Genomic DNA, 24,269 nt, shown 5'->3' with positions numbered 1-24,269 from the left:
TCCGCGGAACCAGTCTGGATTGCTTCGTCGCAAGGGCTCCTCGCGATGACGGGGAGAGAGTCGGAAATCGGGTGGCAGGAGGCGGGGCGGTCTTGCGAAAGTCAGAGCCATGACAGCAACAGCACGCAAATCGCCCCAACAGCCATCCCTCAACCTCGCCGCCCACGTCGATGCGCTCGACTGGCCTCAAATCACCGCCGAGCTCGACTCCCAGGGCTGCGCCGTCCTGAAGGGCCTGCTGACGCGCGATCAGTGCCGCGCCATCGCTGAACTCTATCCCGACGATGCAAGCTTCCGCAGCCGCGTCGTCATGGGTCGCCACGGCTTCGGTCGCGGCGAGTACAAATACTTCTCCTATCCGCTTCCCGATCTCATCGCGCAACTGCGGCCGTCGCTCTATGCGCACCTCCAGGGCGTGGCCAATCGCTGGAACGAAGCGATGGGGATCGACATCCGCTATCCCCCCGCGCATGCGGCGTTCCTGAAGCGTTGCCACGAGGCGGGCCAGGCGCGACCGACGCCGCTGCTGCTGCAATATGAGGCCGGCGACTTCAATTGCCTGCATCAGGACCTCTATGGCGAGCACGTGTTCCCGCTCCAGGTCGCGATCCTCTTGTCCGAGCCCGGACGTGATTTCACCGGCGGCGAATTCGTGCTGACCGAGCAACGCCCGCGCATGCAATCCCGTGCCGAGGTGGTCCCGCTGGCGCAAGGCGACGCGGTCGCTTTTGCCGTGCACCACCGTCCGGTGCAGGGGACACGCGGTACTTACCGCGTTAATCTACGCCACGGCGTCAGCCGTATCAGGTCGGGGCGGCGCCACACCGTGGGTGTGATCTTCCATGATGCCAAATGAGTGGGACGATTGACGGCTGATTTGTTCGACAACGTCGCCGAGGCCCAACCCTCACGCGAGGAGATCGCCGACGGTGCTGTGCTGCTGCGTGGCTTCGTCAAACCGATCGAGAGCGAGTTGATCGACGCGGTGCGCGCGATTGTGGCGCAATCGCCGTTTCGGCGGATGACCACGCCTAGTGGCCATCAGATGTCGGTGGCGATGACCAATTGCGGCGAGCGCGGCTGGATCACCGATCACACCGGCTATCGCTATGATCCCATCGATCCGCGAACCGGCGCGCCATGGCCGGCGATGCCGCCCGTGTTCCTCGATCTGGCGCGCGGCGCCGCGGAGCAGGGAGGTTTCACGGGCTTCGCACCCGATGCGTGCCTCGTCAATCGCTACGAGCCCGGCACGCGGCTGTCTCTGCATCAGGACAAGGATGAGCTCGACTATTCGGCGCCGATCGTCTCGGTCTCGCTGGGCCTGCCCGCGACCTTCCTGTTCGGCGGCCTGGCGCGCAGCGACAAGCCGCGCCGCTTCCGGCTGGTGCATGGCGATGTCGTGGTCTGGGGCGGACCATCGAGGCTCGCCTATCACGGCGTCGCGCCGCTCGCCGATGGCGAGCACGCGCTGCTCGGGCGCAAGCGGATCAATCTGACGTTCCGCAGGACGCGCTGACGAGGATCACGGCTTCGGCGGGTGAATGAACGCCCAGGGGCTGACTTCCGAATCCCGCGTCACTTCCACCGAGATCAGATACGGCCCGCCATGCGCGAGCGCCTTCTCCATCGCGGCCTTGAACTGATCCGGCGCGGTGACGCGCACTGCGGCCACCCCAAACGACTCCGCGAGCTTGACGAAATCCGGATTGACCAGATCGGACGCCACCACGCGGCCATCAAAGCGTTCGCGCTGGTCGCGGCGGACATTGCCATAGGCGTTGTTGTTGAACACCAGCGTCACCACGCCGATGTTGAACTGCACGGCGGTGGCAAGCTCCTGCACGCCGAACATGAAGCCGCCGTCGCCGGTGATCGCCACCACCGGCTTGTCGGGATTGGCGACCTTGGCGCCAAGCGCGGTCGGGAAGCCCGAGCCGAGCGTGCCTTGATAGCCCGAGGTGATGAAGGTGCGCGGCTCGTAGATCGGAAAACCGTACCAGGAGGCGAAGCCGACCTGCGACAATTCATCGGTGACGATCGCGTTGGCCGGCAGCACCTCGCGCAGGATGTTCAGATACGCCATCTGCGGCTGGATGCGCTGGATTTCCTGTTGCGCGGTCGCGGTGGCCTCGCGGATCGCGGCGCGGCGGCCGGCGGTCTTGCTGTAACCGGCCTTGCTGACGGCGGCGGCTAGATCGGCCGTCGCGGCTCTGGCATCGGCGACGATCGCGGTGTCCGAGATGAAGCGTCGCATCTCGACGGGGTCGATGTCGATGCGGATGCTCTTTAGCCCATCGGGGCGGAACGGCCAGCGCGACATCGTCGGCAATTCGAGCCGTGACCCGATGCCGATCATCAGGTCGGTCTTCGGCCACAGCTTGTAGGCGGCGGCCATGGTCAGCCCGAGCTCATGCGCATTGGAGACGATGCCGCGGCCGCTGCGGAAGGCGACCACGGGGGCATCGATCATCTCGGCGAGCTCGAGGATTTCGTCGCGCGCGTCGATCGCACCGCTGCCGACGAAGATCATCGGCGCCTTGCTGCCCTTGATCAGCGCGGCCGCCTGCTTGATCAGATCAGGATCGGGCAGTGGCGCGGGCAATGGCTCCAGCACCTGCGCGGCGGCGGTGTCGGCGCGCTGAGTAAAAATGTCCCAGGGCATTTCGACCGAGGCGGGACCGCGCCGTCCCGATGTCATTTCCTGGAAGGCGCGCGCCACGGTGGTCGGCGCGTTGCCGGGCGTTTCGATCCGGTCCGCCCATTTCACATAGGTGCGCAAGGTCGCGAGCTGGTCCGGCATCTCGTGCAGATGGCCGCGGCCCTTGCCCAGAAACTGCGTCGGCACCTGGCCGGTGACGCACAGCACCGGCTCGTTGCAGCCGTAGGCAGTCAGCAGCGCCGCGCTGGCATTGAGCACGCCCGGGCCGGGCACGACGCTGAACACGCCGGGCTTGCCGCTGGAGCGCGCATAGCCGAACGCCATGTAGCCGCAGGCCTGCTCGTGCCGCGCGCCGATCACCTTGAGATGGGCTTGGTGGAAGGCGTCGAACAGGCCGTAGACCTGCGCGCCGGGCAGGCCGAACACGGTGTCGACGCCGTGGGCGACAAGGCCGCTTACGATCGCTTCGCCGCCGGTGAGGGTGGTCATTGCATCATTCCATTCGTGTTGTTGGTCAGGCTTCGTCGACGACACCGTTGCGCAAGCGCCCGATGCCTTCGGCTTCGACCTCGATGACATCGCCGGGCTTCAGGTAACGCGGCGGATCGAACCGCGCGCCGGCACCGGTCGGCGTGCCCGTGACGATGATGTCGCCGGGAACGAGCGTCGCGAAGGTCGAGATGTAGCTGATGAGGTAGCGGAACGGAAACATCAGCCGGCTGGTGCGATCGTCCTGCCGCAGCTCACCGTTGACGTGTGTGGTCAGCCGAATGTCGGCGATCTGCGATTCCTTCGTGTAGGGCACGAGCCACGGTCCGAGGCTGCCGCTGGAATCAAAGTTCTTGCCTTGGGTCACGTTGAACTTGGCGTGGCGCAGCCAGTCGCGCACCGAGCCTTCGTTGCAGAGCGTGAGCGCGGCTATGTGGTCGAGCGCGGCGCTCTCGGTAATGTGCCGGCCGGGCTTGCCGATCACCAGCACAATCTCGCCCTCATAGTCGAGCTGCGCCGAGGCACGCGGGCGCACCAGCGGCGTGTCGTGTCCGACGAAGGAGCGTTGGCTCCGCATGAACATGCTCGGATATTTCGGCGTGTCCTGGCCGTCCTTGTACTCGGCATTGCGGTCGGGATAGTTGACGCCGATGCAGATGATCTTTTCCGGTGCGGGCACCGGTGGCAGCCACGTGATATCGCTGAGCGCGTGATCCGGTGCGCGGCCAGCGGATTCTTCGGAAAGGCTCACGAGCTTCCCGGCCGTAATCACCTCGCGCAGCGTCGGGTAATCCTTGGCGTGGCGCTGGGAGAGATCGACGATGCCGCCCTCCAGGACGGCGCCATAGCGGGTTTCACCCTTGACGGAGTAGGTGGCGAGGCGAGGGAGCTTCATGGCTTAATCCGCCACCAGCACGTCGGCCACAAATTTCGGCTCACGTACGGCTTGCCCCGCGAACGGCGACCCTTGCTCGAACCAGGAGCGCGGGGCAGGCGCGCCCCACAGCGTCTGGCGGCGCGGATCGCGCAGCGACCACCGCAGTGGCTCGTGGTCGTGATCGCCGGTGAAATAGTCGCTGGTGTAGAGTTCGAGCCGATGGCCGTCGGGATCACGGACGTAGAGGAAGAACGCGTTCGAGATGCCGTGGCGTCCGGGGCCGCGCTCGATGTTCTTGACGAAGCCCGCGGAGGCCATGACGTCGCAAAGATGAATGATGTTCATCGCCGTTGGCGTCCAATAGGCGAAATGGTGCAGCCGCGGGCCCTTGCCGTTGGTGATGGCAAAGTCGTGAACATTGCCCTTGCGATGCATCCAGGCAGCCGCGATGCGGCCATTCGGACCATCTTCCTCGGCATATTCGGTGAGGCGGAAGCCGAGCCGCGCGTAGAAATCGACGGTGTCCTGCACTTCGGCCGCGAACACGTTGAAATGGTCGAGCCGCTGCGGATGGCAGCCCTTGTAGAGATCGAAGCGACGCAAGAGATGCGGCCGCCGGTCCATCGACGCGTAGAGCTCGATCTGGAAGCCGAAGGGGTCGGTGAATTGCAGCGCGCGGCCCTGGAAGGGTTGATCGACGAAAGCGTAGCCAAGGCCGTTCTCGGAGAGAAACGCGGCCGCCTTGTCGAGGTCTTTGTCGTTTCCGACCTTGAAGCCGAGCCGATTGCAGGCGGGCACCGCCGCCTTGCGGAGCACCAGCGAGTGATGCTGGTGCTCCTCCGCGGCGCGCAGGTACACGACCTTGTCGTCGGCGTCCTCGACATGCAGGCCGACAATGGTCTCGTAGAATTCGCGGCTGAGCTTCAAATCGGTCACGTCGAGCACGGCGTGGCTCGAGCGGACGATGTTGAACGGCGGCTCGAAGGTGTGTTGCGGTACGGGCATTGCGTTTCCCCCCCGGAATGACGAGTCCTACATTCCCAGTTTTTGAATTTTGTGCGTGCCCCGCGCCAGCGAGACGTGCTTGGTTTCCATGTAGAAATCGAACGAATAGTCGCCGCCGTCGCGGCCGATGCCTGAGGCTTTCATGCCGCCGAACGGCGTCGGCAGATGGCGGACGTTTTCCGAGTTCAGCCAGATCATGCCGGCCTCCAGCGCATCGGCAACGCGCAGTGCGCGGCCGACGTCGTTAGTCCAGACGTAGCCGGTCAGGCCATAGCGGATGTCGTTGGCGATCTCGACCGCATCCGCTTCGTCACGGAACGGCAGCACGGTGAGGAAGGGGCCGAACACCTCCTCCTGCGCCACGCGCATCTTGCCGTTGGCGCCGGTCACTAGCGTCGGCTCGACATAATGCCCACCGCCCGGGCCGTCATAGGCCTTGCCGCCGACTGCGATCGTCGCCCCGTCCTGGCGCGCGATATCGAAATAGGAGCAGACCTTTGCCAGATGCCGCTCGTGGATCAAGGGCCCGATCTCGGTGGCGGGATCGAGGGGGTGGCCGACCTTGAGTGCCTTCACCCGCGCGGTCAGCTTCTCGACGAATTTCTCCGCGATGCTGGCCTGGATCAGCAGGCGGCTGGACGACGTGCAGCGCTCGCCGTTGAGCGAGTAGATCATGAACACGACGGCGTCGAGCGCGCGGTCGAGATCGGCATCGTCGAACACGATCACCGGATTCTTGCCGCCGAGCTCGAAATGCACGCGCTTCAAGGTCGGCGCGCCCTGAATCATGATCGCCGAGCCCGTCGCGCTTTCACCGACGAAGCCGATCGCCTTGATCGCGGGATGCTCGGTCAGCGCCTTGCCGGCCTCTTCGCCAAAGCCGTGCACGGTGTTGAGCACGCCGTCGGGCACGCCGGCTTCCTTGACGAGCCTCGCCAAAATAGCCGCGGTCACCGGTGACCATTCCGCCGGCTTGTGCACGACGGTGCAGCCAGCGGCGAGCGCTGGTGCAATCTTCCAGGTCGACAGCATGAACGGCGTGTTCCACGGCGTGATCACGCCGACCGGACCGATCGGCACGCGGGTGGAGATATTCCAGTGCTCGTCGCTCGGCGTGTTCTGGCCGTCGCGCGCCTCGGCGCATTTGTCGGCGAAGAAGCGGAAGTTTTCGGCGGCGCGGATCGCGGCCTTGGCCATGAAGCGATAGGCCTGGCCGGTGTCGATGCATTCGAGCACGGCGATGTCGTCGGCATTGTCCTCGATGGCGTCGGCGACCCGGTGCAGCAGCTTCTTCCGCATCGCGGGGCCCATGTCGCGCCACGATTTGAAGGCGAGGGCAGCAGCGGTCGCCGCAGCATCTATATCCTCGGCGTTGCCGCGGGCGACGCTGGCGAGCGTCGCGCCATCGACCGGTGATTTCGTCTCAAAGGTCTCACCGGAGATCGACGGGACGATCTTGCCGTCGATCATGTGGCCGATGCCGTCGGCGCGCAGCTTCTTCTGCAGCGGCGCAACGCGGTCGCGGTTGGCCTGGAAGACGTCGGTTTTCGGCGTGGGCTTATCCATGGGCGGTCTCCACTTTCAGGGCGTCGTGGATGTTGTTGCGCTTCCAGCTGGTGTCCTTGTCGTTGATCTGCATATCGAACGACAACGCGAACTTGCTGGCGGCGAAGGCGGGATCGAGATGCCTGGAGAGCGCCTGGAAAACATGCTCGCCGGCCTTCCTGCGGGTCGGAAGATCGCGGCCCTCGCCGATGCGCAGCACCATGTCGAGGAAGCCGTAATCCTGGCGGCCATCCGCGATCGCATAATGCTCGCACCTGACAGCGCGGACGCGGATGCCGCCGAGCGGGAAGATGCCGGTCTCGACCGCCGCCTTGCGCACGACCTCGCAGATGGCGCCGATGTCGAGACGGCCATCGAGATTGCCCGAATATTCGATCGTGAAATGCGGCATGGCGGTTTCACTCCCTGTGTTTTTGTTCGTCAGGCGAAGTAGCAGCTCACCGAGCCGTAGGCGCCATAATCGGCTTGAATTGTGTCGCCCTTGCGGGTCTCGATCGGACGGATGAAGGAGCCGGCTAGCACCACTTGACCGGGCTCCAATGCAAGGCCGAGCGGTGCGATCTTGTTGGCAAGCCAGGCGACCGCAGTGGCGGGATGATTGAGCACGCCGGCAGCAAGGCCGGTTTCCTCGAGCTGGCCGTTCTTGAAACAGAGCGCGCCGATCCAGCGCAAATCGGCGTCAAGCGGGCGGATCGGCCGACCGCCGAGCACGATGCCGGCATTAGCGGCGTTGTCGGCGATGGTGTCGAAGATCTTTCGCGTTGCCTTGGTCTTGGGATCGACCCGTTCGATCCGCGTATCCAGAATCTCCAGCGCAGGCACGACGAAGTCGGTGGCGTTGAGCACGTCGAACATCGTGCAGTCCGGACCTGAGAGCCGCTTGCTCATGACGAAGGCGAGTTCGGCCTCGACTCGCGTGGCGATGAAGCGCTCGGTCGGGATCAGTCCGCCATCGGCAAAGAACATGTCGTCGAGCAGCACGCCCGAATCCGGCTCGTCAATGTTGAGCGCACTCTGCATCGCCTTCGAGGTCAGGCCGATCTTGTGGCCTTTGACCACGCGCCCCTCGGCGACCTTGACGTCGACCCAGGCCTTCTGGATCGCGTAGGCGTCAGCGATGCTGATGTCCGGGAATTCCTGCGAGAGCTGCCGGATCTGCGTGCGAGTCTTCTCCGCCTGGTGCAGACGGCTCGCGCAAGCTTGGATATCGTGGTGGGACAGCGCCATGCGCAATCTCTGAATTGTGGGTGCCGGAAGATAATTAACATGTTAAGTGAATTCGTCAAACCCCCTTATTTCATGCTGCAGTGCAAACATTTTCGGGTTTAAGGACAGGCGTCATGGGGAAGAAACCGGCTGATCCCAAGGCAAGCGCGCCTGCCGCCCGGCAGGTGCCGATGCGCGACTTCTCGCGCTCGCTGCCGATGTCGCTGCTCAGGGCGCGCGAGGCGGTGATGCGGCAGTTTCGCCCCGCACTGCGTGAACACGGCTTAACCGAGCAGCAATGGCGCATCCTCCGCGCGCTCGCTGCCATCGAGGCCGCCGAGGTCACGGAACTCGCGCGGACCGCTTTCCTGCTCGGACCGAGCCTGTCGCGCATCCTGCGCGATCTCGAGGCGCGCAATTTGATCGAGCGCAAGACCGCGAAGGCCGACCAGCGTCGCAGCATGGTCTCGATCTCGGAGAAGGGCGTGAAACTGATGGCCTCCGTCGCGCCATCCTCGGAAGCAATCTACGCCGAGATCACGCGGCGTTTTGGCGCACGCGAGCTCGCCGAGTTGCAGGAGATGCTCGGACTGTTGGAGGTGTGTCTCGCATCCACCGAGGCGCGTGAGGAGATCACGGACGATACGTGACGGCAAATTTGCATGATGACTAGACCGTGACGCATGACTGTCGTCATTGCCGAGCAGCGAGACGGCCCGGGCGAAGCGAAATGCGCGAAAAGCCCGGCAAAAATCACTGAGAATAGATAGCCATCGCGGGTGTTAATCATCATTGGGCGCGCGTTCTGCGCACTTAGTCGGTGTTGGCGCAATATCAATTTACTCATGCCGGGAGAATTCGTAAGTAGCATCCGGCTCTGTATTCAGCGATAGAGCCAAGACAAAGAAGGGCCGACAAGGACGCCCGGCCCCAGGGAGGAATGAATGAGACTGACGAGACGCGATTTCGCTGCCGGAATTGCTGCCGGTATTGCCGCGCCATACCTCATCAAGAGTGCACATGCGCAGGGCGCCACCATCAAGATCGGCATGTGTGCGCCCGTCACCGGCCCCGCCGCTGAATCCGGCGGCTACGCCATCAAGGGCGCCAAGCTCGCGCTCGAAGCCGTCAACAAGGCTGGCGGTATCATGGGAAAGCAGGGTGAGTTGATCGTCGAGGACGACCAGACCACCAATCCCGGTATCGTGCTCGCCTTCTCCAAGCTCGCCTCTCAACCTGATATCGTCGGGTTCCTCGGTTCGATCCGCTCGACCCAGGTCCATGCGATGGCGCCTGACGTGATCAAGCTCGGCAAGCCCGTGATGATCGGCGGCACCGATCCCAACCTCACCCATATGGGCAATCAGTGGCTGTTCCGCTGCCGTCCCAATGACAGCTATTCCGGCCGCGTCATCGCCGAATACGGCGTCACCACTTTGGCCAAGAAGAAGTGGGCTGTGCTGCACTCGACCGACGCGTTCGGCACCGCAGGCGGCAAGGCGCTGACTGCCGCGCTCGAAAAGCTCGGCGCGCCGCCGGTGCTCGACCAGGGCTACGCCAACCAGAGCCAGGACTTCACGCCGGTCGTGCTCGCGATCAAGCAGTCAGGCGCCGACATTCTCGGCTCCTACTTCACTTTCGAGAACGATCTCGGCATCTTCGCCCGCCAGCTCCGCCAGCTGGGCGTCAACATCCCCTGGGTCGGCTCGCCCTCGATCGTCAACATCACTGCGCTGAAGCTCGCAGGTCCCGCGCTCTACAATACCTATGGCGTCGCCGACTATGCGGAGGATTCCAGCGAGGGCTCGAAGGCGTTCGGCAAGATCTACCGCGACTCCGTCAAGGTCGCGCCCGACAACCAGAGCTCCTGGACCTTCGACGCCATCAACGTCTTGTCAGCAGCGATCAACAAGGCCGGCTCAACCGATCCGACCAAGGTCCGCGAGGCCATCCTCGCGATCAAGAAGTTCCCCGGCGCCGAGGGCGAATATAATTTCGACCAGAACGGCGACGGCCTTCACGGCTACAACATCGTGAAGAACGAGAAGGGCAACATCACCTTCGACAAGCACATCGAGTTCAACGACTGACGTTGAGGCGACCTCTCCGACTGCCATCGGAGAGGTCGCAACGTCCTTCGGTGGACGAATCTGACCTCCAACAGAACGCTTGTCATGGATCTCGCCCTACAACTCCTGTTTACCGGCATCGGTATCGGCGCCGTCTACGCGCTGGTCGCGCTCGGCTTCGTGCTGATCTTCCGCGCCACCAATGTGGTGAATTTTGCCCAGGGCGAATTCTCCATGGTCGCGGCCTATCTGATGGTCGTCGCGGTCGAGGCCGGTCTGCCCTATTGGGCGGCTTTTATCGTCGCGCTCCTCGGCATGGCGCTGCTCGGCGTGGTCTTCAATCTCGGCGTCTATTATCCGCTGCGCCACCGCACTTATCTGCCAGTGATCATCGCCACGATCGGCGCCTCGATTCTTATGGCCAATTCCGTGCTCGCGATCTACGGCCCGCAGCCGCAGGTGCTGGAGGGCTGGTTTGAAACGCCCGGCATTCAGGTCGGCCCGGTCTATCTCGACAGCCAGTACCTCCTGATCATCGGCGTCACGATCTGTCTCGTGATCTTCAATTTCTGGTTCTTCGAGAAGACGCTGCTCGGCAAGAAGCTGCAAGCGACTTCGCAGGATAAGGAAATGGCCTCGCTGCTCGGAATTTCCGTCTCCACGATGATCATGATCACCTTCATCTATTCCGCGGTGCTCGGCGGTCTTGCCGGCATCCTCGTCGCGCCCGTGCTGTTCGTCTCGATCCAGATGGGCTCGACGATCGCGCTGAAGGCGTTTGCCGCCACCATCATCGGCGGCTTCGGCGATGTCGCCGGCGCCATCATCGGAGGCCTCGCGCTCGGCGTGATCGAGACGTTTGGCGCCGCCTATATCTCGGTGCCCTACAAGGACGGCTTCGCCTTCCTGGTTCTGATCGCCTTCCTGATCTTCCGGCCGCAAGGCATCTTTGGCGAACGCGTGGCGGAGAAGGCATGAGCGCCCCCAGCGACAACATGCCGATCCCGGCACCCGCCATCCATTCGAAGCCGCTGCTCCTCCGGCACCTGCCGTACTTCATTGGCGCGGCGATCCTGGTCGTGCTCGCGGCCAACATGAACTTCGACGGCTACGTTCACAACATCCTGCTCCAGGCCACGACGTTCGCGATCGCGGTGTTCGGGCTCTCGGTGGTGCTCGGCCTGTGCGGCCAGATCAATCTGGCACAGGCCGCGTTCTTCGGGCTCGGCGCCTATGCCGTCGGCATCGGGACGACGGATCTGCATGTCAGCTTCTGGCTGTGCCTCGTCGGTGGCTGCGTAATCGCGCTGCTGGCCGGCGCCTTGCTGGGCGCGTCGACCTTGCGCCTTGGCGGCCATTACCTTGCGATGGTGACGATCTCGTTCCAGCAGATCGTCACGCTGGTGATGATCAACGCGATCTGGCTCACGCACGGTCCCGACGGCGTTTCCAACATCAAGCGTCCGGATCTGTTCCAGTCGTCGCAGAGCTATCTCGCCTTCTGCGTCGCGATGCTGGCGATCGTCGGCTATCTGGTGTGGCACCTCTCCGACACCAGGCTCGGCCGCGCCATGCGCGCGGTGCGTGACAACGAGCTCGCGGCCGGCGTCAACGGCATCGACGTCTTCCGAACCAAGATCTACGCGTTTGCGCTCTGCGCTCTCCTTGGTGGGCTCGCGGGTGGCCTGTTCGCCGGCGGCTTCGCCTATGTCAGCCCCGATCAGTTCTCCTTCGCGGAATCGATCGTGTTCCTGACCATGTCGCTGCTTGGAGGCGTGGCCTCGCCGGTTGGCTCCGCGATCGGCACGGGTCTGCTGATCCTGATCCCGGAATGGCTGCGCTTCCTCAAAAGCGTGCCGGGGCTTTACCTCGCGATCTACGGCCTGTTCGTGATCCTGATCATCCGCTTCATGCCCGATGGTATCTGGGGCTTTGTCGCCGATGCCTTCACGCGCTGGCGCGCCAAGACCAAGGCGCCTCCGGTGGCGGGCGCCCTGCAGTTGAAGCCGGCGACAATCGGCGGCGACACGGTGCTGGAAGTCACCGGTCTCTCGAAGTATTTCGGTGGCCTCAAGGCCGTCGACGGCGTCGACATCGCGGTGAAGCGCGGCGGCGTGCATGCGCTGATCGGGCCGAACGGCTCGGGCAAGACCACGACGCTCAACGTGCTCTCGGGTCTGTATGTGGCCACAGCCGGCAAGATCGTGCTCGACGGCACCGACATCACCCACATGTCGCCGCATCAGCGCACGGCTTCGGGTCTCGGCCGCACCTTCCAGAACATCCGCCTGTTCCGTTCGATGACGGCGCTGGAAAATGTCGAGATCGGCGCGGAGCGGCCCGGCAACACCATGGTCGGGAAGGGTGACGACGCCCTGACCGAGCGCGCGATGGAGGCGCTGACCTTCGTCGGTCTCGGCAGCCGCGCCAACGAGCTGATCTCGAGCTTCTCCTACGGCCATCAGCGCCTGATCGAGATCGCCCGCGCGCTCGCCTCGAACCCGACGCTGCTGCTGCTCGACGAGCCCGCGGCCGGCCTCAACTCGACCGAGAAGCTCGAGCTGCACGAGCTGCTCAAGCGCATCGCCGCGCAGGGGCTGACCATCCTGATCATCGATCACGACATGACGCTGGTCTCGGAAGCGGCCCAGCACATCACCGTGCTCAACTTCGGACGCCGCATCGCGGACGGCGAATCCATGGCCGTGCTGCGTCATCCCGACGTCGTCTCCGCCTATCTCGGGAGCGAATGATGCCGTTGCTCGAAATTCGCAATCTGGTGGTGCGCTACGGCGAGATCGAAGCACTGCGCGGCGTCACCTGCGCCGTGGAGGAAGGGCAGGTCGTCACGCTGCTCGGCGCCAACGGTGCCGGCAAGTCGACCACGCTGCGCGCGATATCGGGGCTCGCGAAACCAACGTCGGGCGAGATTCTGTTCGACGGCAAGTCGATCGCCGGCCTCGGCCCGGAAGCCATCGTCCGTATGGGCATCAGCCACGTGCCGGAAGGCCGCCGCGTCTTCCCGGGTCTGACCGTGAAAGAGAACATCATGCTCGGCGCCTCCAATCGCCGGGCGTCGACGTCGGAGATTTCGCGCGAAGCCGACGCGATGTTCGACCTGTTCCCGGACATCAGGAAGTTCACCAATGCGCTCGGCTGGACCTTGTCCGGCGGCCAGTTGCAGATGGTGGCGGTGGCGCGCGGGCTGATGGCCAAGCCGCGGCTTCTGCTGCTGGACGAGCCGTCACTCGGCCTTGCGCCCGTCATCGTGCAGGCCGTGTTCAAGATCATCTCCGAGATCCGGCGCAATGCGACGGTTCTGCTCGTCGAGCAGAATGCGCGCATGGGCCTGTCGGTCGCCGACTACGGCTACGTCCTGGAGACCGGCCGCATCGTGCTCGGCGGCAAGCCGGACGAGCTCTGGGGCAATGAGGCCATCCGCGCCGCCTATCTCGGCGGCCATGCCAAGGTCAGTGCATAGCCGGCGGGTTCCGTCCACCAAACGGCATCCCCTTGCCGGATGACACCTGGGCGGCGATAGTGAACGCCGCCCGCGAGGTCGGCGTCACCGATATCAGCACGCGGGCGAGCGCATAGGTCTTGCGTCATTGCGAGCATAGCGCGGCGATCCGGTTGGCGGTAATAACGGGATCGTGCTGTCGCGGCGCTCGGCTGGTGCCGAAGATCCCAACAACAAAGAAGGAAGGCAACGTGGCGAACAAGGTCAAGGAAATCTGGAAGTCGGGCAAGGCCGTGGTCAACGCGTGGCTCGCGATTCCCTCCGGCTTCTCGGCCGAGATGATCGCGCAATGCGGCTTCGACAGCGTCACTGTCGATATGCAGCACGGCGTGCAGGATTATCTGTCGATGGTGCAGTGCTTCCAGGCCATGGACAAGCATCCGGTGACCCCGATGGTGCGCGTGCCCTGGAACGAGCCCGGCATCATCGGCAAGGTGCTCGACGGCGGCGCCTATGGCGTGATCTGCCCGATGGTGAACACGGCGCAGGAAGCCAAGAACCTCGTCTCCTATGCCAAATATCCGCCGAAGGGCGTCCGCTCCAACGGTCCGATCCGCGCCGGCATGTACGGCACCGCGGGCTCCTATCAGAAGACCGCGAACGACGACATCGTGCTGCTGCCGATGATGGAGACCAAAACCGCGGTCGAGAACATGGAGGCGATCTTCGACGTCGAGGGCATCGACGGCGTCTATATCGGCCCGTCCGATCTCGGCTTCTCCTACGGCCTCGAGCCGAAGCTCGACCGCTCCGAGCCGGAGATCCTCGCGATCTACGACAAGATCATCAAGGAATGCAGCAAGCGCGGCCTCAACCCCGGCATCCATTGCAGCGGCGCCGAAGGTGCGGCACGCGCCATCAACATGGGCTTCAAACTGGTGACGCTGTCGAACGAGGTCGGGTTGATGACGACCTACGCCAAGATGCAGGTCAACGCGACCCGCAAGGATTCCGCCGGCAAGGCTTAAAGATCCTCTCCCTCTCCCCGCTCTTGCGGGGAGAGGTGAAGTACGAAGACCAAGGAGCACTCCCATGACCATCAGCCCCGTCATCCGCCTGCATCCCGATGATGGCGTGCTGATCGCGCGCGCGAGCTTGCCGCCCGGCATCGTGGTGGCCGACGGCGTGACCACGGTCGAGCGCATTCCCTCCGGCCACAAGGTCGCGATCAAGCCGATCGCGGTAGGCGAGCCGGTGATACGCTACGGCCAGATCATCGGCTTTGCGACCACGCCAATCGCGCCGGGCCAGCACGTGCACGTGCAGAATATCGGCATGGGCGACTTCGCCAAGGACTACGCCTATTGCGCCGACGTCAAGCCGACGCCGAATTTCGACCTGCCGGCGACGTTCGAAGGCATCCGCCGTCCGGACGGCCGCGTTGCCACGCGCAACTATATCGGCATCCTCACCTCGGTGAATTGCAGCGCGCATGTCGCGAGCCTTGTCGCCGACGTCTTCAAGAAGAATCCGTTCACCGGCGACAATCCGCTCGCCGACTTCCCTAATGTCGACGGAGTGGTCGCGCTGACCCACAAGACCGGCTGCGGCATGACGCAGAACGAGCCGCTCGCGCTGCTCCGCCGCACGCTCGGCGGCTATGCGCGGCACGTGAACTTCTCTCACGTCATCGTGCTCGGCCTCGGCTGCGAGGTGAACCAGATTGGCGGCCTGATGGAAGAGCAGAAGCTCGCCGGCCGGCTGCGCGCGATGGATATCCAGGAGGTCGGCGGCACCCGCAAGACGGTCGAGGCGGGCATCGCCTTCGTGCGCGAAGCGCTCGCCGATTCCAACAAGGTCAAGCGCGAGTCTGTGCCGGTGAGCGAACTCACCGTGGCACTGCAATGTGGTGGCTCGGACGGTTATTCCGGCGTATCCGCCAACCCGGCGCTCGGCGCGGCCAGCGATCTCATCGTGCGTCACGGCGGCACCGTGATCCTGTCGGAGACGCCCGAGACCTACGGCGCCGAGCATCTGCTCACCCGACGCGCGGTGAGCCGCGAAGTCGGCGAGAAGCTGGTCGATCTGATGCGCTGGTGGGACGAATACACCGAGCGCGAAGGCGCCGAGATGAACGCCAATCCGAGCCCCGGCAACAAGGCCGGCGGTCTCACCACCATTCTGGAAAAATCGCTCGGCGCGATGGCGAAGGCCGGCACCACCAATCTCGTCGACGTGCTGCGCTACGCCGAGCCAGTGACCAAGCGCGGTTTTGTGTTCATGGACACGCCCGGCTACGATCCGGTCGCTGCGACGGGTCAGGTCGCCGGCGGCGCCAATCTCGTCTGCTTCACCACCGGCCGCGGCAGCGTGTTCGGCTGCAAGCCCGCGCCCTCGATCAAGCTCGCGACCAACACGCCCATGTACAAGCGCATGGAAGAGGACATGGACGTCAATTGCGGCACCATCCTCGAAGGTGAGGAGAGCGTCCAGCAATGCGGCCAGCGCATCTTCGATCTCATCCTCAAGACCGCCTCCGGCCAGCCTACCAAGAGCGAGAGTTTTGACTTCGGCGGCGCCGAATTCGCGCCCTGGGTGCTGGGAGCGACGATGTGATGCGCGCGCAGCCTGTGCCGTAGGCACGGTCTGCCCGTTGTTAGTGCTTGATCGCGATGACGCCAGGTGTTCTGCTCAAAAAAGCTGCTGGAGCACCGCACCCCGTGTCGATCTACGTCGCATTGCACCACGTCACGCACTACAAGTACGACCGTCCAATCGATCTTGGCCCACAGACCATCCGGCTGCGGCCGGCGCCGCATACGCGCACGCCGATCCTGAGCTATTCGCTCAAGGTCACCCCAGCCAATCATTTCGTGAACTGGCAGCAGGATCCGCTAGGCAATTGGATCGCGCGTTACGTCTTCCCGGAGAAGACGACCGAGCTGAAGATCGAGGTCGATTTCACGGCGCAGATGACCACGGTCAATCCGTTCGACTTCTTCGTCGAGCCTTATGCCGACAGCTTCCCATTCGAGTATACGAAAGATCTGAAGACGGAGCTCGCGCCTTATCTCGAGACCATCAAGCCTGATCGCCTGTTTGCGAAATATCTCGACACGATCCCGCACGAAGCCCCGAACACCGTCAACTTCCTGGTCGATCTCAATCGCGATCTTCAGAAGCACGTCAACTACGTCATTCGCATGGAACCGGGCGTGCAGACGCCGGAGGAGACGCTCACCTCCGCTGCCGGCTCGTGCCGTGACTCCGCTTGGCTCCTGATCCAGACCTTCCGTCATCTCGGCCTCGCGGCGCGCTTCGTCTCCGGCTATCTGATCCAGATCCGTCCCGACATCGATCCGATCGAGGGACCGCCTGAAGTCGAGAACGACTTCACCGATCTGCATGCCTGGGCGGAGGTCTATCTGCCGGGCGCCGGCTGGATCGGTTTCGACGCGACCTCCGGCATGCTCGCAGGCGAGGGACACATCCCGGTCGCTGCCACGCCGCACTATCGTTCGGCGGCACCTATCTCCGGCGGCGCCGGCTTTGCGGAAGTCGAATTTGAGTTCGACATGAGCGTTCGGCGCATCCGCGAGGCGCCGCGCATCACAAAGCCGTTCTCCGACGAATCCTGGACGCGGCTCAACGATCTCGGCGAGCAGGTCGACGGCGATCTCGCGAGCCAGGACGTGCGGCTCACCATGGGCGGCGAGCCCACCTTCGTCTCGGTCGATGATCTCGAAGCGGCGGAATGGAACACCGAGGCCGTCGGTCCGACCAAGCGCGCGCTCGCCGACGATCTGATCCGCCGCCTGCGCACGCGCTTCGCACCCGGCGGCCTGCTGCACTTCGGCGAGGGCAAATGGTATCCGGGCGAGAGCCTGCCGCGCTGGGCGTTCGGCCTGTATTGGCGCAAGGACGGCGTGCCGATCTGGAAGAATGCCGACCTCATTGCCAGCATCGAAAATCCGCGCCGTGCCGAGGCCAAGGACGCCAAGGCGTTCGTGGAAGGCGCGGCGCTGCGGCTCGGGCTCGATCCCGGCTACATCATGCCGGCCTATGAGGACACCGCGCTTTGGCTTCAGAAGGAAGCCGAGCTTCCCGTCAACGTCGATCCGTCCGACTCCAAATTGTCCGATCCGGAGGCACGTGCGCGCATCGCGCGGGTGTTCGAGCAGGGCCTCAACACCCCGCGTGGCTTCGTCCTGCCGGTGCAGCGCTGGAACGCGCCGCCGCGCTGGCGCAGCGAGCGCTGGACTCTCCGGCGCAATCATCTGTTTCTGACGCCAGGAGATTCACCGCTCGGTCTGCGCTTGCCAATCGGTTCGCTCGGCTACGTGCCGCCCAATCAATATCCCTACATCGTCGAACAGGACCCGCTCGAGGCCCGTGGCAAGCTGCCGGTGTTCAGCCTCCCGGCGCGTCCGGAATCGCCGCCGCGGGACGCGCCCGAGCAACTCAACACGGCCGTGCCGGTCCGCACCGCGATGTCGGTCGAAGTCCGCGACGGCGTGCTCTGCGCCTTCATGCCGCCGGTCGAGCAGATCGAGGACTATCTCGAGCTGATCGCGGCACTCGAAGCGACCGCCGAGGAGATGCAGCTCCAGGTGCATGTCGAAGGCTACCCGCCGCCGTTCGATCCACGCGTCGACGTCATCAAGGTGACGCCTGACCCCGGCGTGATCGAGGTCAACGTCCAGCCGGCAAAGAATTGGCGCGAGGTGGTCGATATCACCGTCGGGCTCTACGAGGACGCCGGCAAGACACGCCTCGGCGCCAACCGCTTCCTGGTCGACGGCCGCCACACCGGCACCGGCGGCGGCAATCACGTCGTGGTCGGCGGCTCCAGCCCGCAGGACTCGCCGTTCCTGCGCCGGCCTGATCTGTTGAAGAGCCTGGTGCTGCACTGGCAGCGCCATCCGTCGCTGTCCTATTTCTTCTCCGGCCTGTTCATCGGCCCGACCAGTCAGGCGCCGCGCATCGACGAAGCCCGGCACGACAGCATCTACGAACTCGAGATCGCGCTCTCGCACGTGCCGCCGCCAGGCTACCAGGCGCCGCTGTGGCTGGTCGACCGGCTGTTCCGGCATCTGCTCGTCGACATCACCGGCAACACCCATCGCGCCGAGATCTGCATCGACAAGCTCTATTCACCGGACGGGACCACGGGCCGGCTCGGTCTCGTCGAATTCCGCGCGCTCGAAATGCCGCCCGATCCGCGCATGTCGCTGGCGCAGCAGCTCTTGATCCGCGCGCTGATCGCAAAATTCTGGCGCGAGCCGCAAGCCGGCAAGTTCGTGCGCTGGGGCACTGCGCTGCATGACCGCTTCATGCTGCCGCATTTCATCTGGGAAGATTTTCTGGACGTGCTCTCCGAGCTGAAACAGTCCGGCTACCCGTTCGAGCCGGAATGGTATCTGGCCCAGCTCGAATTCCGCTTTCCTGCGTTCGGCCGCGTCCATCATGGCGGCGTGACGCTGGAATTGCGGCAGGCGCTGGAGCCCTGGCATGTGCTCGGAGAGGAGGGCTCGGCCGGCGGCACCGTGCGCTATGTCGACTCTTCGGTCGAGCGGCTTCAGGTCAAGGCGGAGGGTTTTATCGAAGGCCGCCACATCGTGAGTTGCAACGGCCGCCGCCTGCCGATGACCTCGACCGGACGCTCGGGCGAGGCCGTGGCCGCCGTCCGTTTCAAAGCCTGGCAGCCGGCCTCCGGCCTGCACCCGACCATTCCGGTCCACGCGCCCCTGACCTTTGACCTCATCGACACCTGGAATGGCCGCTCGCTCGGCGGCTTCGTCTACCATGTCGCCCATCCCGGCGGCCGCAGCTACGACACCAAGCCGGTCAACACCTATGAGGCCGAGGCGCGGCGGCTGGCGCGCTTCCAGGACCACGGCCATACGCCCGGTCCGATGGCGCCGCCGCCCGAGGAACGCACAAATGAGTTTCCGCTGACCCTCGACTTGCGGACCCCGCTCCTGCAATGAGTATGATGGTGGGGCAGGGAAAGACGCATGGGCGAGGGCGCAGCCGAAGAGGACGACAAGGCGGGTAAGGCGCAAGGTCAGCGTGAAGGCCAGCGCCGCGTCGCGCAATGGGTCCGCGACTATAGCCGCCTGCCCGGCATCCCCGACGAGTTTCTCGGCCCGGACGGCAAGCCCCGCGCGGTCTGGAGCCGTTTCTTCGACGCCTTCGGCGGGCTCGCGCCCGACGAGATCGAGCGGCGCTTTGGCATGGCCGACCGTCACCTCCGCGAGGCCGGTGTTACCTATCGCGCGCCCGGCGACAGCGCCGATCGGCCGTGGGCGCTCAGCCATCTGCCGTTGCTGATCGACGAGGCCGACTGGAAGCAGCTGTCCGCCGGCATCACGCAGCGCGCCGAGCTGCTCGAACTGGTCCTGCGCGACATCTACGGCGAGGGCCGGCTCGTTGCCGAGGGGGCGCTGCCGGCCGCCGCGATCGCCGGCAGTCCCGAATATCTCCGTCCCGTCTGCGGCGTGCCGCCGCCGGGCGGGCGCTACCTCTCGCTCTATGCCGCCGATGTCGGGCGCGGGCCCGATGGCCGCTGGTGGGTGCTCGGCGACCGTACGCAGGCGCCGTCGGGCGCGGGCTACGCGCTGGAAAACCGCCTGGTGCTCTCGCGCGCCTTCTCCGATCTCTACAAGTCGATGAACGTCCCGCGCGTCGCGCCGTTCTTCGAGGCGTTTCGTGACAGCCTGCGCGCGCGCGCCGATCGCGACGAGCCGCGGATCGGCGTGCTCTCGCCGGGCAGCTTCAGCGAGACCTATTTCGAGCACGCGACGCTGGCGCGCTATCTCGGCTTCCTGCTGGTCGAGGGCGATGATCTCGCCGTCAGCGACAACCGTGTTCACATCCGCACCGTCGCGGGATTGAAGCGGCTCGACGTGCTTTTGCGCCGCGTCGATTCCAACTCGCTCGATCCGCTTGAGCTCGATGCGTCCTCGCGGCTCGGCGTACCTGGCCTGATCGACGTGTTGCGCAAGGATGGCGTCGTCGTCGCCAACATGCCGGGCTCCGGCGTGCTGGAGGCCCGCGCGATGCTCGGCTTCCTGCCGGCGCTCAGCCGTCGCCTGCTTGGCGAAGAGCTGAAGATGCCGCACATCGCGACCTGGTGGTGCGGCCAGCGTTCGGCACGCGACGAAGTGTTGTCGCGGCTCGATCAAGTCGCGATCGAAGGCGCCTATCGGCGCGGCGTTCCCGGCTTCGACAGCAACGGCCCGGTGCTTGCGAGCGAGCTCGATGCAAGCGGCCGCCAGCGCCTGACCGACGCGATCAGCGCGCGCGGCATGGACTATGTCGGCCAGGAGGTGGTGCGGCTCTCGACCATGCCGGTGTGGGAGCAGGGGCAGATCACGCCGCGCCCTTTCGTGCTGCGCGTGTTCGCCGCCGCGACACCCGACGGCTGGGTCATCATGCCCGGCGGCTTCTGCCGGATCGCCGAACAGGCCGATGCGCGCGCAGTGTCGATGGGCGACGGCGCACGTTCCGCCGACGTCTGGGTGATCTCGGAGAAGAAGGTCTCGACCGCGTCGTTGCTGCCGGCGACCGACAAGGTGCGCATCCGCCGCATCGCGGGCGTACTGCCGAGCCGCGCCGCCGACAATCTGTTCTGGCTCGGCCGCTATCTCGAGCGAGCCGAAGCAACATTGCGGCTGGTACGCGCGCTGGGCTCCCCGAGCGGGCCCAACAAGGGCACCGCGGCCTCGCTGCAATCGGCAGAACGTATCCAGCGCCTGCTGGTGGCCTGGGGTGCGATCTCGCAAGCCTCGCGCGCGGCGCCCGGACGCATCGTGGCCGAAGCGTTGCAGAGCGAGGAACGTTTCGGTTCGGCGTTGTCGCTGGTGCGTGCGGCACAGCGCACGGCGACCTCCCTGCGCGAACGGCTGTCGCCCGATGCCTGGCAGGTCATCATCGAGATGGCCGACCGGCTGGCTTACGAGGTCGAGGGTGACGACAGCGTGCTGAGCGCGGCCGAGCTGACCTTGCAGGAGCTTGCGAGCTTTGCAGGGTTAGCGCAGGAGAACATGAACCGCGCCGCCGGCTGGCGTTTCCTCGATATCGGCCGCCGCACCGAGCGCGCCGTCAATACCGCGCGCTTCGCGCGTCAGTTCGCCTATGACGAGGCCGGCGACGAGGATCTCGACATCCTGCTGACGCTGGTGGATTCGCAGATCACGTACCGTTCGCGCTATCTGCTGGCGCCGCTGCTGGCGCCGGTGCGCGACCTCGCCGTGCTCGATCCCTACAATCCGCGCTCGGTCGCGTTCCAGGTCACGACGCTGAACGAGCACATCGCGGCGTTGCCGAGCCTGAAGGAGCACGGACTGCTCGAGCAGCCGCAGCGGCTCGCGGTGGCGGTGCAGGCGATGCTCGCGACCGCCGAGGCCGAGAAGCTCGAGGTCAAGACGCTGTTCTCGCTGGAGCAGGATCTGCTCCGCCTCGCCGAGGCGATCGGGCTGCACTACTTCCCGCATGGTTCGAATGCCAGCCGGCCGGAAAAGCTGACGGGGCTGGCGTGATCTACGACATCCGTCACGTCACCACTTACGAGTATGAAAGCCAGGTCAGCTTCGCGCGCTGTACGCTGCGGCTGGAGCCGAGGAGCGGAGGCGGCCAGGAGCTGATCTCGCACAGCGTCGAAATCCGTCCGCGTCCGGCCGAGCGCAATGTTCGCCGCGATTTCTTCGGCACGCTGACCGAGAGCATCGTCATCGAAGCCGCGCATCGCAATTTGCGAATCGACTCGCGCTCGCGCGTTTCGGTTTCGCGCAAGCCGCCCACGCGCGACGCCGTCAGCCCATCCTGGGAGAGCATCCGCGACATCGCCTTCGAAGCAACCAGCCTCGGGCCGTCCTCGCCCGTGGGCTATGTCTTTGCCAGCCCGCTGGTGCCGGTGCTGCGTCCCGTCAGCGCCTATGCGACGGAGAGCTTCGCGCCCGGCGCGGGCATCCTCGCCGGCGCGGTCGATCTCATGCATCGCATCCGCACCGAATTTCGATACGACCCCAAGGCCACGGTGATCTCGACGCCTCTGAACGAGGTCTTCGACAAGCGCCACGGCGTCTGCCAGGACTTTGCCCATGTGATGATTGCCGGCCTTCGCGGGCTCGGCCTGCCTGCGGCCTATGTCAGCGGCTATCTGCGCACCCTTCCGCCGCCGGGAAAGCCGCGTTTGCAGGGCGCCGACGCCACGCACGCCTGGGTGTCGCTGTGGTGCGGGGCGGAGCTTGGCTGGATCGATTTCGATCCGACCAACGATCTCCTCGTCGCCAACGACCACATCGTGCTCGCGGTCGGGCGCGATTTCTCCGACGTCTCCCCGGTCGATGGCATCATCGTCGGCTCGCCGAAGCAGAAGCTGGGCGTCGCCGTCGACGTGCTGCTGGTGGAATGACCGTAGTTTCACTGCCTCGCTCTGTGAACGGATGCGTCTGGACGGCGGAAATTTGTTTCGGAGCGTTTCTCGAATGTGCCGAACGGCCGTTCATTAATGCGCTGTTAACGCTACCCCGCGACATTTTGGCTCACTTTCATCCTTGCTGAAGCCGAAGCCATGCTCGAGGGCCTTGTATTGCTGACCGACGCCGCCGAGCAGGTGGCGCTGTCGCGAATCCTGCGAAGCTTCAGGCCGGATCTGACGATTTGGCCTGTTGCTGATATCGACGAGCTTAGCGGGATCGAGACGGCGCTGCTCCGCAACGCCCGGCTGGTTTCCTTCGCGTCCGGGGCCATCGTGCCGGCCGATCTGCTCGCGTGCCTGGGCTATGGTGCCTACAATTTTCATCCGGGACCGCCGAACTATCCGGGCTGGGCTCCGACCCATTTCGCGCTCTATGACCGCGCAGAGGCGTTTGGCGTGACCTTTCACGTCATGGCAGAGCGCGTCGATTCCGGCGCGATCCTCGACGTCGTGTCGTTCCCGATTCCAGGTGGCTGCGCCCTCCTGAGGCTCGGTGAGCTCGCCTATACGCACCTGCTGCAATTGTTCGAGGTGTGGGCGGAGCCATTGGCAACGGAGTCGTCGCTGCGACCGCGGTGTACGTTGCCATGGAGCGGCCGCACCAACACGCGCCGCGGCTACAAGGACGCTTGCGACATCCCGCTGGATATTTCCAGGGACGAGCTGTGGCGCCGCATGCGCGCCTTTGGCGGCAATCACTATGGCATCGCACCCGCTATCAATCTGCACGGCGTCACCTTCACGGCGACGTTTCCGGAGACCACATGATTTCGTCATCGATGGCCCTCGCGGCGCCGGCCACCGCCACGCCGAGCGTTTCCGACCTGCTATGCGCGGGGCGCGAGCACTACCGGCGCGGCGAGATCAGGACCGCGATCGCGATCTTCGAGGCCGGGCTCGCGCTCGCGGCTACGGTCTCGATCGGTGCCGTGGTCGATGGCGTTGCCGATCTCCATGCCGCGCTCGCCAACGCCTTCATGCTGTGCGACGACATCGGCTCCGCGGCCGAGAACTACAAGGCTGCCTTGCGTCTCGCCCCCCATCTCGTCGCGTGCTGGTGCAATCTCGGCATCGTCCATCAGCGCAGCGGCATGACGCAGGACGCCATTTCGCTGTACCTGGAGGCGCTCCGGCGCAATCCGGGCCACCGGCCGTCGCGGACGAACCTGGTTCAGGCGCTGGTCGCGACCAGGCAGTTCGCAATCGCGAGGATCCTGCTGCTCGAACTGCTGGAGGAGACGCCCGACGAAGCCGGCCTTCGCGGCCAGCTTGGCAAGGTCTGCTTCGAGCTCGGCGAGACCGGCGAGGCGCTTGCGCAGTTCGAACGCGCTGTCGCGCTTGCTCCCGAACAGGCCGAGAATTTCTACTGGATCGGGGCGATCCGCCAGGCGCGCGGCGAGCAGGAGGCGGCGCGGGCCGCCTACGCCCACGCCGTGCAGGTGCACCCGGTG

General features: G+C 65.0%; 19 protein-coding genes and 1 pseudogene. 14 read left to right on the top strand and 6 right to left on the bottom strand.

Annotation, left to right across the window (positions count from 1 at the left end; all coding sequences use genetic code 11):
* The first annotated feature begins 109 nt into the window (after positions 1-109).
* Both ACPPVR_RS30230 and alkB read left to right on the top strand, forming a co-directional pair.
* Entirely contained in the window at positions 110-856 is a 747-nt protein-coding gene (locus ACPPVR_RS30230; protein ID WP_426610203.1) for a 2OG-Fe(II) oxygenase, read from the top strand.
* A 9-nt stretch (positions 857-865) separates the two neighbouring features.
* Positions 866-1,519 (top strand): DNA oxidative demethylase AlkB, encoded by a 654-nt coding sequence (alkB, locus tag ACPPVR_RS30225; protein WP_426610202.1) that lies wholly within the window; start codon positions 866-868, stop codon positions 1,517-1,519.
* A gap of 6 nt (positions 1,520-1,525) precedes the next feature.
* Here alkB and ACPPVR_RS30220 read toward each other — a convergent pair whose 3' ends face one another.
* Genes ACPPVR_RS30220 through hpaH form a run of 6 tightly spaced genes read right to left on the bottom strand, consistent with a single transcriptional unit; the run spans position 1,526 to position 7,826 of the window.
* Positions 1,526-3,151 (bottom strand): thiamine pyrophosphate-dependent enzyme, encoded by a 1,626-nt coding sequence (locus tag ACPPVR_RS30220; protein WP_426610201.1) that lies wholly within the window; start codon positions 3,149-3,151, stop codon positions 1,526-1,528.
* A 25-nt stretch (positions 3,152-3,176) separates the two neighbouring features.
* Positions 3,177-4,046 (bottom strand): fumarylacetoacetate hydrolase family protein, encoded by an 870-nt coding sequence (locus ACPPVR_RS30215; protein WP_426610200.1) that lies wholly within the window; start codon positions 4,044-4,046, stop codon positions 3,177-3,179.
* A gap of 3 nt (positions 4,047-4,049) precedes the next feature.
* A complete protein-coding gene (hpaD, locus tag ACPPVR_RS30210; protein ID WP_426610199.1) occupies positions 4,050-5,033 on the bottom strand; it encodes a 3,4-dihydroxyphenylacetate 2,3-dioxygenase in 984 nt (327 codons plus the stop codon).
* A gap of 27 nt (positions 5,034-5,060) precedes the next feature.
* Positions 5,061-6,599: a 5-carboxymethyl-2-hydroxymuconate semialdehyde dehydrogenase gene (gene hpaE, locus ACPPVR_RS30205; protein WP_426610198.1), complete on the bottom strand. Its 1,539-nt coding sequence runs from the start codon at positions 6,597-6,599 to the stop codon at positions 5,061-5,063.
* Complete coding sequence (locus ACPPVR_RS30200) at positions 6,592-6,990, bottom strand: 5-carboxymethyl-2-hydroxymuconate Delta-isomerase (protein ID WP_426610197.1); 399 nt, start codon at positions 6,988-6,990, stop codon at positions 6,592-6,594. The genes hpaE and ACPPVR_RS30200 overlap by 8 nt, the downstream gene beginning before the upstream one ends.
* A gap of 29 nt (positions 6,991-7,019) precedes the next feature.
* Positions 7,020-7,826, bottom strand: a complete 807-nt coding sequence (hpaH, locus tag ACPPVR_RS30195; RefSeq protein ID WP_426610196.1) for a 2-oxo-hept-4-ene-1,7-dioate hydratase — start codon at positions 7,824-7,826, stop codon at positions 7,020-7,022.
* A gap of 113 nt (positions 7,827-7,939) precedes the next feature.
* Here hpaH and hpaR point away from each other — a divergent pair, with 113 nt between their 5' ends.
* The 12 genes and pseudogenes from hpaR to ACPPVR_RS30135 all read left to right on the top strand — a co-directional run.
* Positions 7,940-8,455: a homoprotocatechuate degradation operon regulator HpaR gene (hpaR, locus tag ACPPVR_RS30190; protein ID WP_426610195.1), complete on the top strand. Its 516-nt coding sequence runs from the start codon at positions 7,940-7,942 to the stop codon at positions 8,453-8,455.
* Between the two features lie 294 nt (positions 8,456-8,749).
* Positions 8,750-9,895, top strand: coding sequence for an ABC transporter substrate-binding protein (locus ACPPVR_RS30185; protein ID WP_426610194.1), 1,146 nt, complete (start codon positions 8,750-8,752; stop codon positions 9,893-9,895).
* Between the two features lie 84 nt (positions 9,896-9,979).
* Positions 9,980-10,852, top strand: a complete 873-nt coding sequence (locus ACPPVR_RS30180) for a branched-chain amino acid ABC transporter permease (RefSeq protein ID WP_045009049.1) — start codon at positions 9,980-9,982, stop codon at positions 10,850-10,852.
* Entirely contained in the window at positions 10,849-12,627 is a 1,779-nt protein-coding gene (locus ACPPVR_RS30175; protein WP_426610193.1) for an ABC transporter permease subunit, read from the top strand. The genes ACPPVR_RS30180 and ACPPVR_RS30175 overlap by 4 nt, the downstream gene beginning before the upstream one ends.
* Positions 12,627-13,355, top strand: a complete 729-nt coding sequence (locus ACPPVR_RS30170; RefSeq protein ID WP_426610192.1) for an ABC transporter ATP-binding protein — start codon at positions 12,627-12,629, stop codon at positions 13,353-13,355. Before ACPPVR_RS30175 ends, ACPPVR_RS30170 begins: the two co-directional genes overlap by 1 nt.
* Before the next feature lie 230 nt (positions 13,356-13,585).
* On the top strand, positions 13,586-14,362 hold the full coding sequence (locus ACPPVR_RS30165; RefSeq protein ID WP_426610191.1) for an HpcH/HpaI aldolase family protein: 777 nt from the start codon (positions 13,586-13,588) through the stop codon (positions 14,360-14,362).
* A 64-nt stretch (positions 14,363-14,426) separates the two neighbouring features.
* A complete protein-coding gene (locus ACPPVR_RS30160; protein ID WP_426610190.1) occupies positions 14,427-15,950 on the top strand; it encodes a UxaA family hydrolase in 1,524 nt (507 codons plus the stop codon).
* Between the two features lie 104 nt (positions 15,951-16,054).
* Positions 16,055-19,324, top strand: coding sequence for a DUF2126 domain-containing protein (locus ACPPVR_RS30155; RefSeq protein WP_426610189.1), 3,270 nt, complete (start codon positions 16,055-16,057; stop codon positions 19,322-19,324).
* 27 nt (positions 19,325-19,351) lie between these two features.
* Positions 19,352-21,877 (top strand): circularly permuted type 2 ATP-grasp protein, encoded by a 2,526-nt coding sequence (locus ACPPVR_RS30150; RefSeq protein ID WP_426610188.1) that lies wholly within the window; start codon positions 19,352-19,354, stop codon positions 21,875-21,877.
* Complete coding sequence (locus ACPPVR_RS30145; protein WP_426610187.1) at positions 21,874-22,752, top strand: transglutaminase family protein; 879 nt, start codon at positions 21,874-21,876, stop codon at positions 22,750-22,752. Before ACPPVR_RS30150 ends, ACPPVR_RS30145 begins: the two co-directional genes overlap by 4 nt.
* A gap of 159 nt (positions 22,753-22,911) precedes the next feature.
* Entirely contained in the window at positions 22,912-23,586 is a 675-nt protein-coding gene (locus ACPPVR_RS30140; RefSeq protein ID WP_426610186.1) for a formyltransferase family protein, read from the top strand.
* Positions 23,583-24,110: pseudogene (locus ACPPVR_RS30135) on the top strand (tetratricopeptide repeat protein); the annotation flags it as partial. The gene ACPPVR_RS30140 and the pseudogene ACPPVR_RS30135, both read left to right, overlap by 4 nt.
* Positions 24,111-24,269: the final 159 nt, after the last annotated feature.

The sequence above is a fragment of the Bradyrhizobium sp. McL0616 genome (genome assembly GCF_049993385.1).
Classification (GTDB): Bacteria; Pseudomonadota; Alphaproteobacteria; order Rhizobiales; family Xanthobacteraceae; genus Bradyrhizobium.
This window is presented reverse-complemented; position numbering and strand designations above follow the sequence as displayed.

What these genes read in the sequence shown, in the direction of transcription:
- ACPPVR_RS30230 (WP_426610203.1), top strand. Translation starts at nt 110, where the DNA reads ATGACAGCAACAGCACGCAAATCGCCCCAACAGCCATCCCTCAACCTC.
- ACPPVR_RS30220 (WP_426610201.1), bottom strand. Translation starts at nt 3,151, where the DNA reads ATGACCACCCTCACCGGCGGCGAAGCGATCGTAAGCGGCCTTGTCGCC.
- ACPPVR_RS30215 (WP_426610200.1), bottom strand. Translation starts at nt 4,046, where the DNA reads ATGAAGCTCCCTCGCCTCGCCACCTACTCCGTCAAGGGTGAAACCCGC.
- hpaD (WP_426610199.1), bottom strand. Translation starts at nt 5,033, where the DNA reads ATGCCCGTACCGCAACACACCTTCGAGCCGCCGTTCAACATCGTCCGC.
- hpaE (WP_426610198.1), bottom strand. Translation starts at nt 6,599, where the DNA reads ATGGATAAGCCCACGCCGAAAACCGACGTCTTCCAGGCCAACCGCGAC.
- ACPPVR_RS30200 (WP_426610197.1), bottom strand. Translation starts at nt 6,990, where the DNA reads ATGCCGCATTTCACGATCGAATATTCGGGCAATCTCGATGGCCGTCTC.
- hpaH (WP_426610196.1), bottom strand. Translation starts at nt 7,826, where the DNA reads ATGGCGCTGTCCCACCACGATATCCAAGCTTGCGCGAGCCGTCTGCAC.
- hpaR (WP_426610195.1), top strand. Translation starts at nt 7,940, where the DNA reads ATGGGGAAGAAACCGGCTGATCCCAAGGCAAGCGCGCCTGCCGCCCGG.
- ACPPVR_RS30185 (WP_426610194.1), top strand. Translation starts at nt 8,750, where the DNA reads ATGAGACTGACGAGACGCGATTTCGCTGCCGGAATTGCTGCCGGTATT.
- ACPPVR_RS30180 (WP_045009049.1), top strand. Translation starts at nt 9,980, where the DNA reads ATGGATCTCGCCCTACAACTCCTGTTTACCGGCATCGGTATCGGCGCC.
- ACPPVR_RS30175 (WP_426610193.1), top strand. Translation starts at nt 10,849, where the DNA reads ATGAGCGCCCCCAGCGACAACATGCCGATCCCGGCACCCGCCATCCAT.
- ACPPVR_RS30170 (WP_426610192.1), top strand. Translation starts at nt 12,627, where the DNA reads ATGCCGTTGCTCGAAATTCGCAATCTGGTGGTGCGCTACGGCGAGATC.
- ACPPVR_RS30160 (WP_426610190.1), top strand. Translation starts at nt 14,427, where the DNA reads ATGACCATCAGCCCCGTCATCCGCCTGCATCCCGATGATGGCGTGCTG.
- ACPPVR_RS30150 (WP_426610188.1), top strand. Translation starts at nt 19,352, where the DNA reads ATGGGCGAGGGCGCAGCCGAAGAGGACGACAAGGCGGGTAAGGCGCAA.
- ACPPVR_RS30140 (WP_426610186.1), top strand. Translation starts at nt 22,912, where the DNA reads ATGCTCGAGGGCCTTGTATTGCTGACCGACGCCGCCGAGCAGGTGGCG.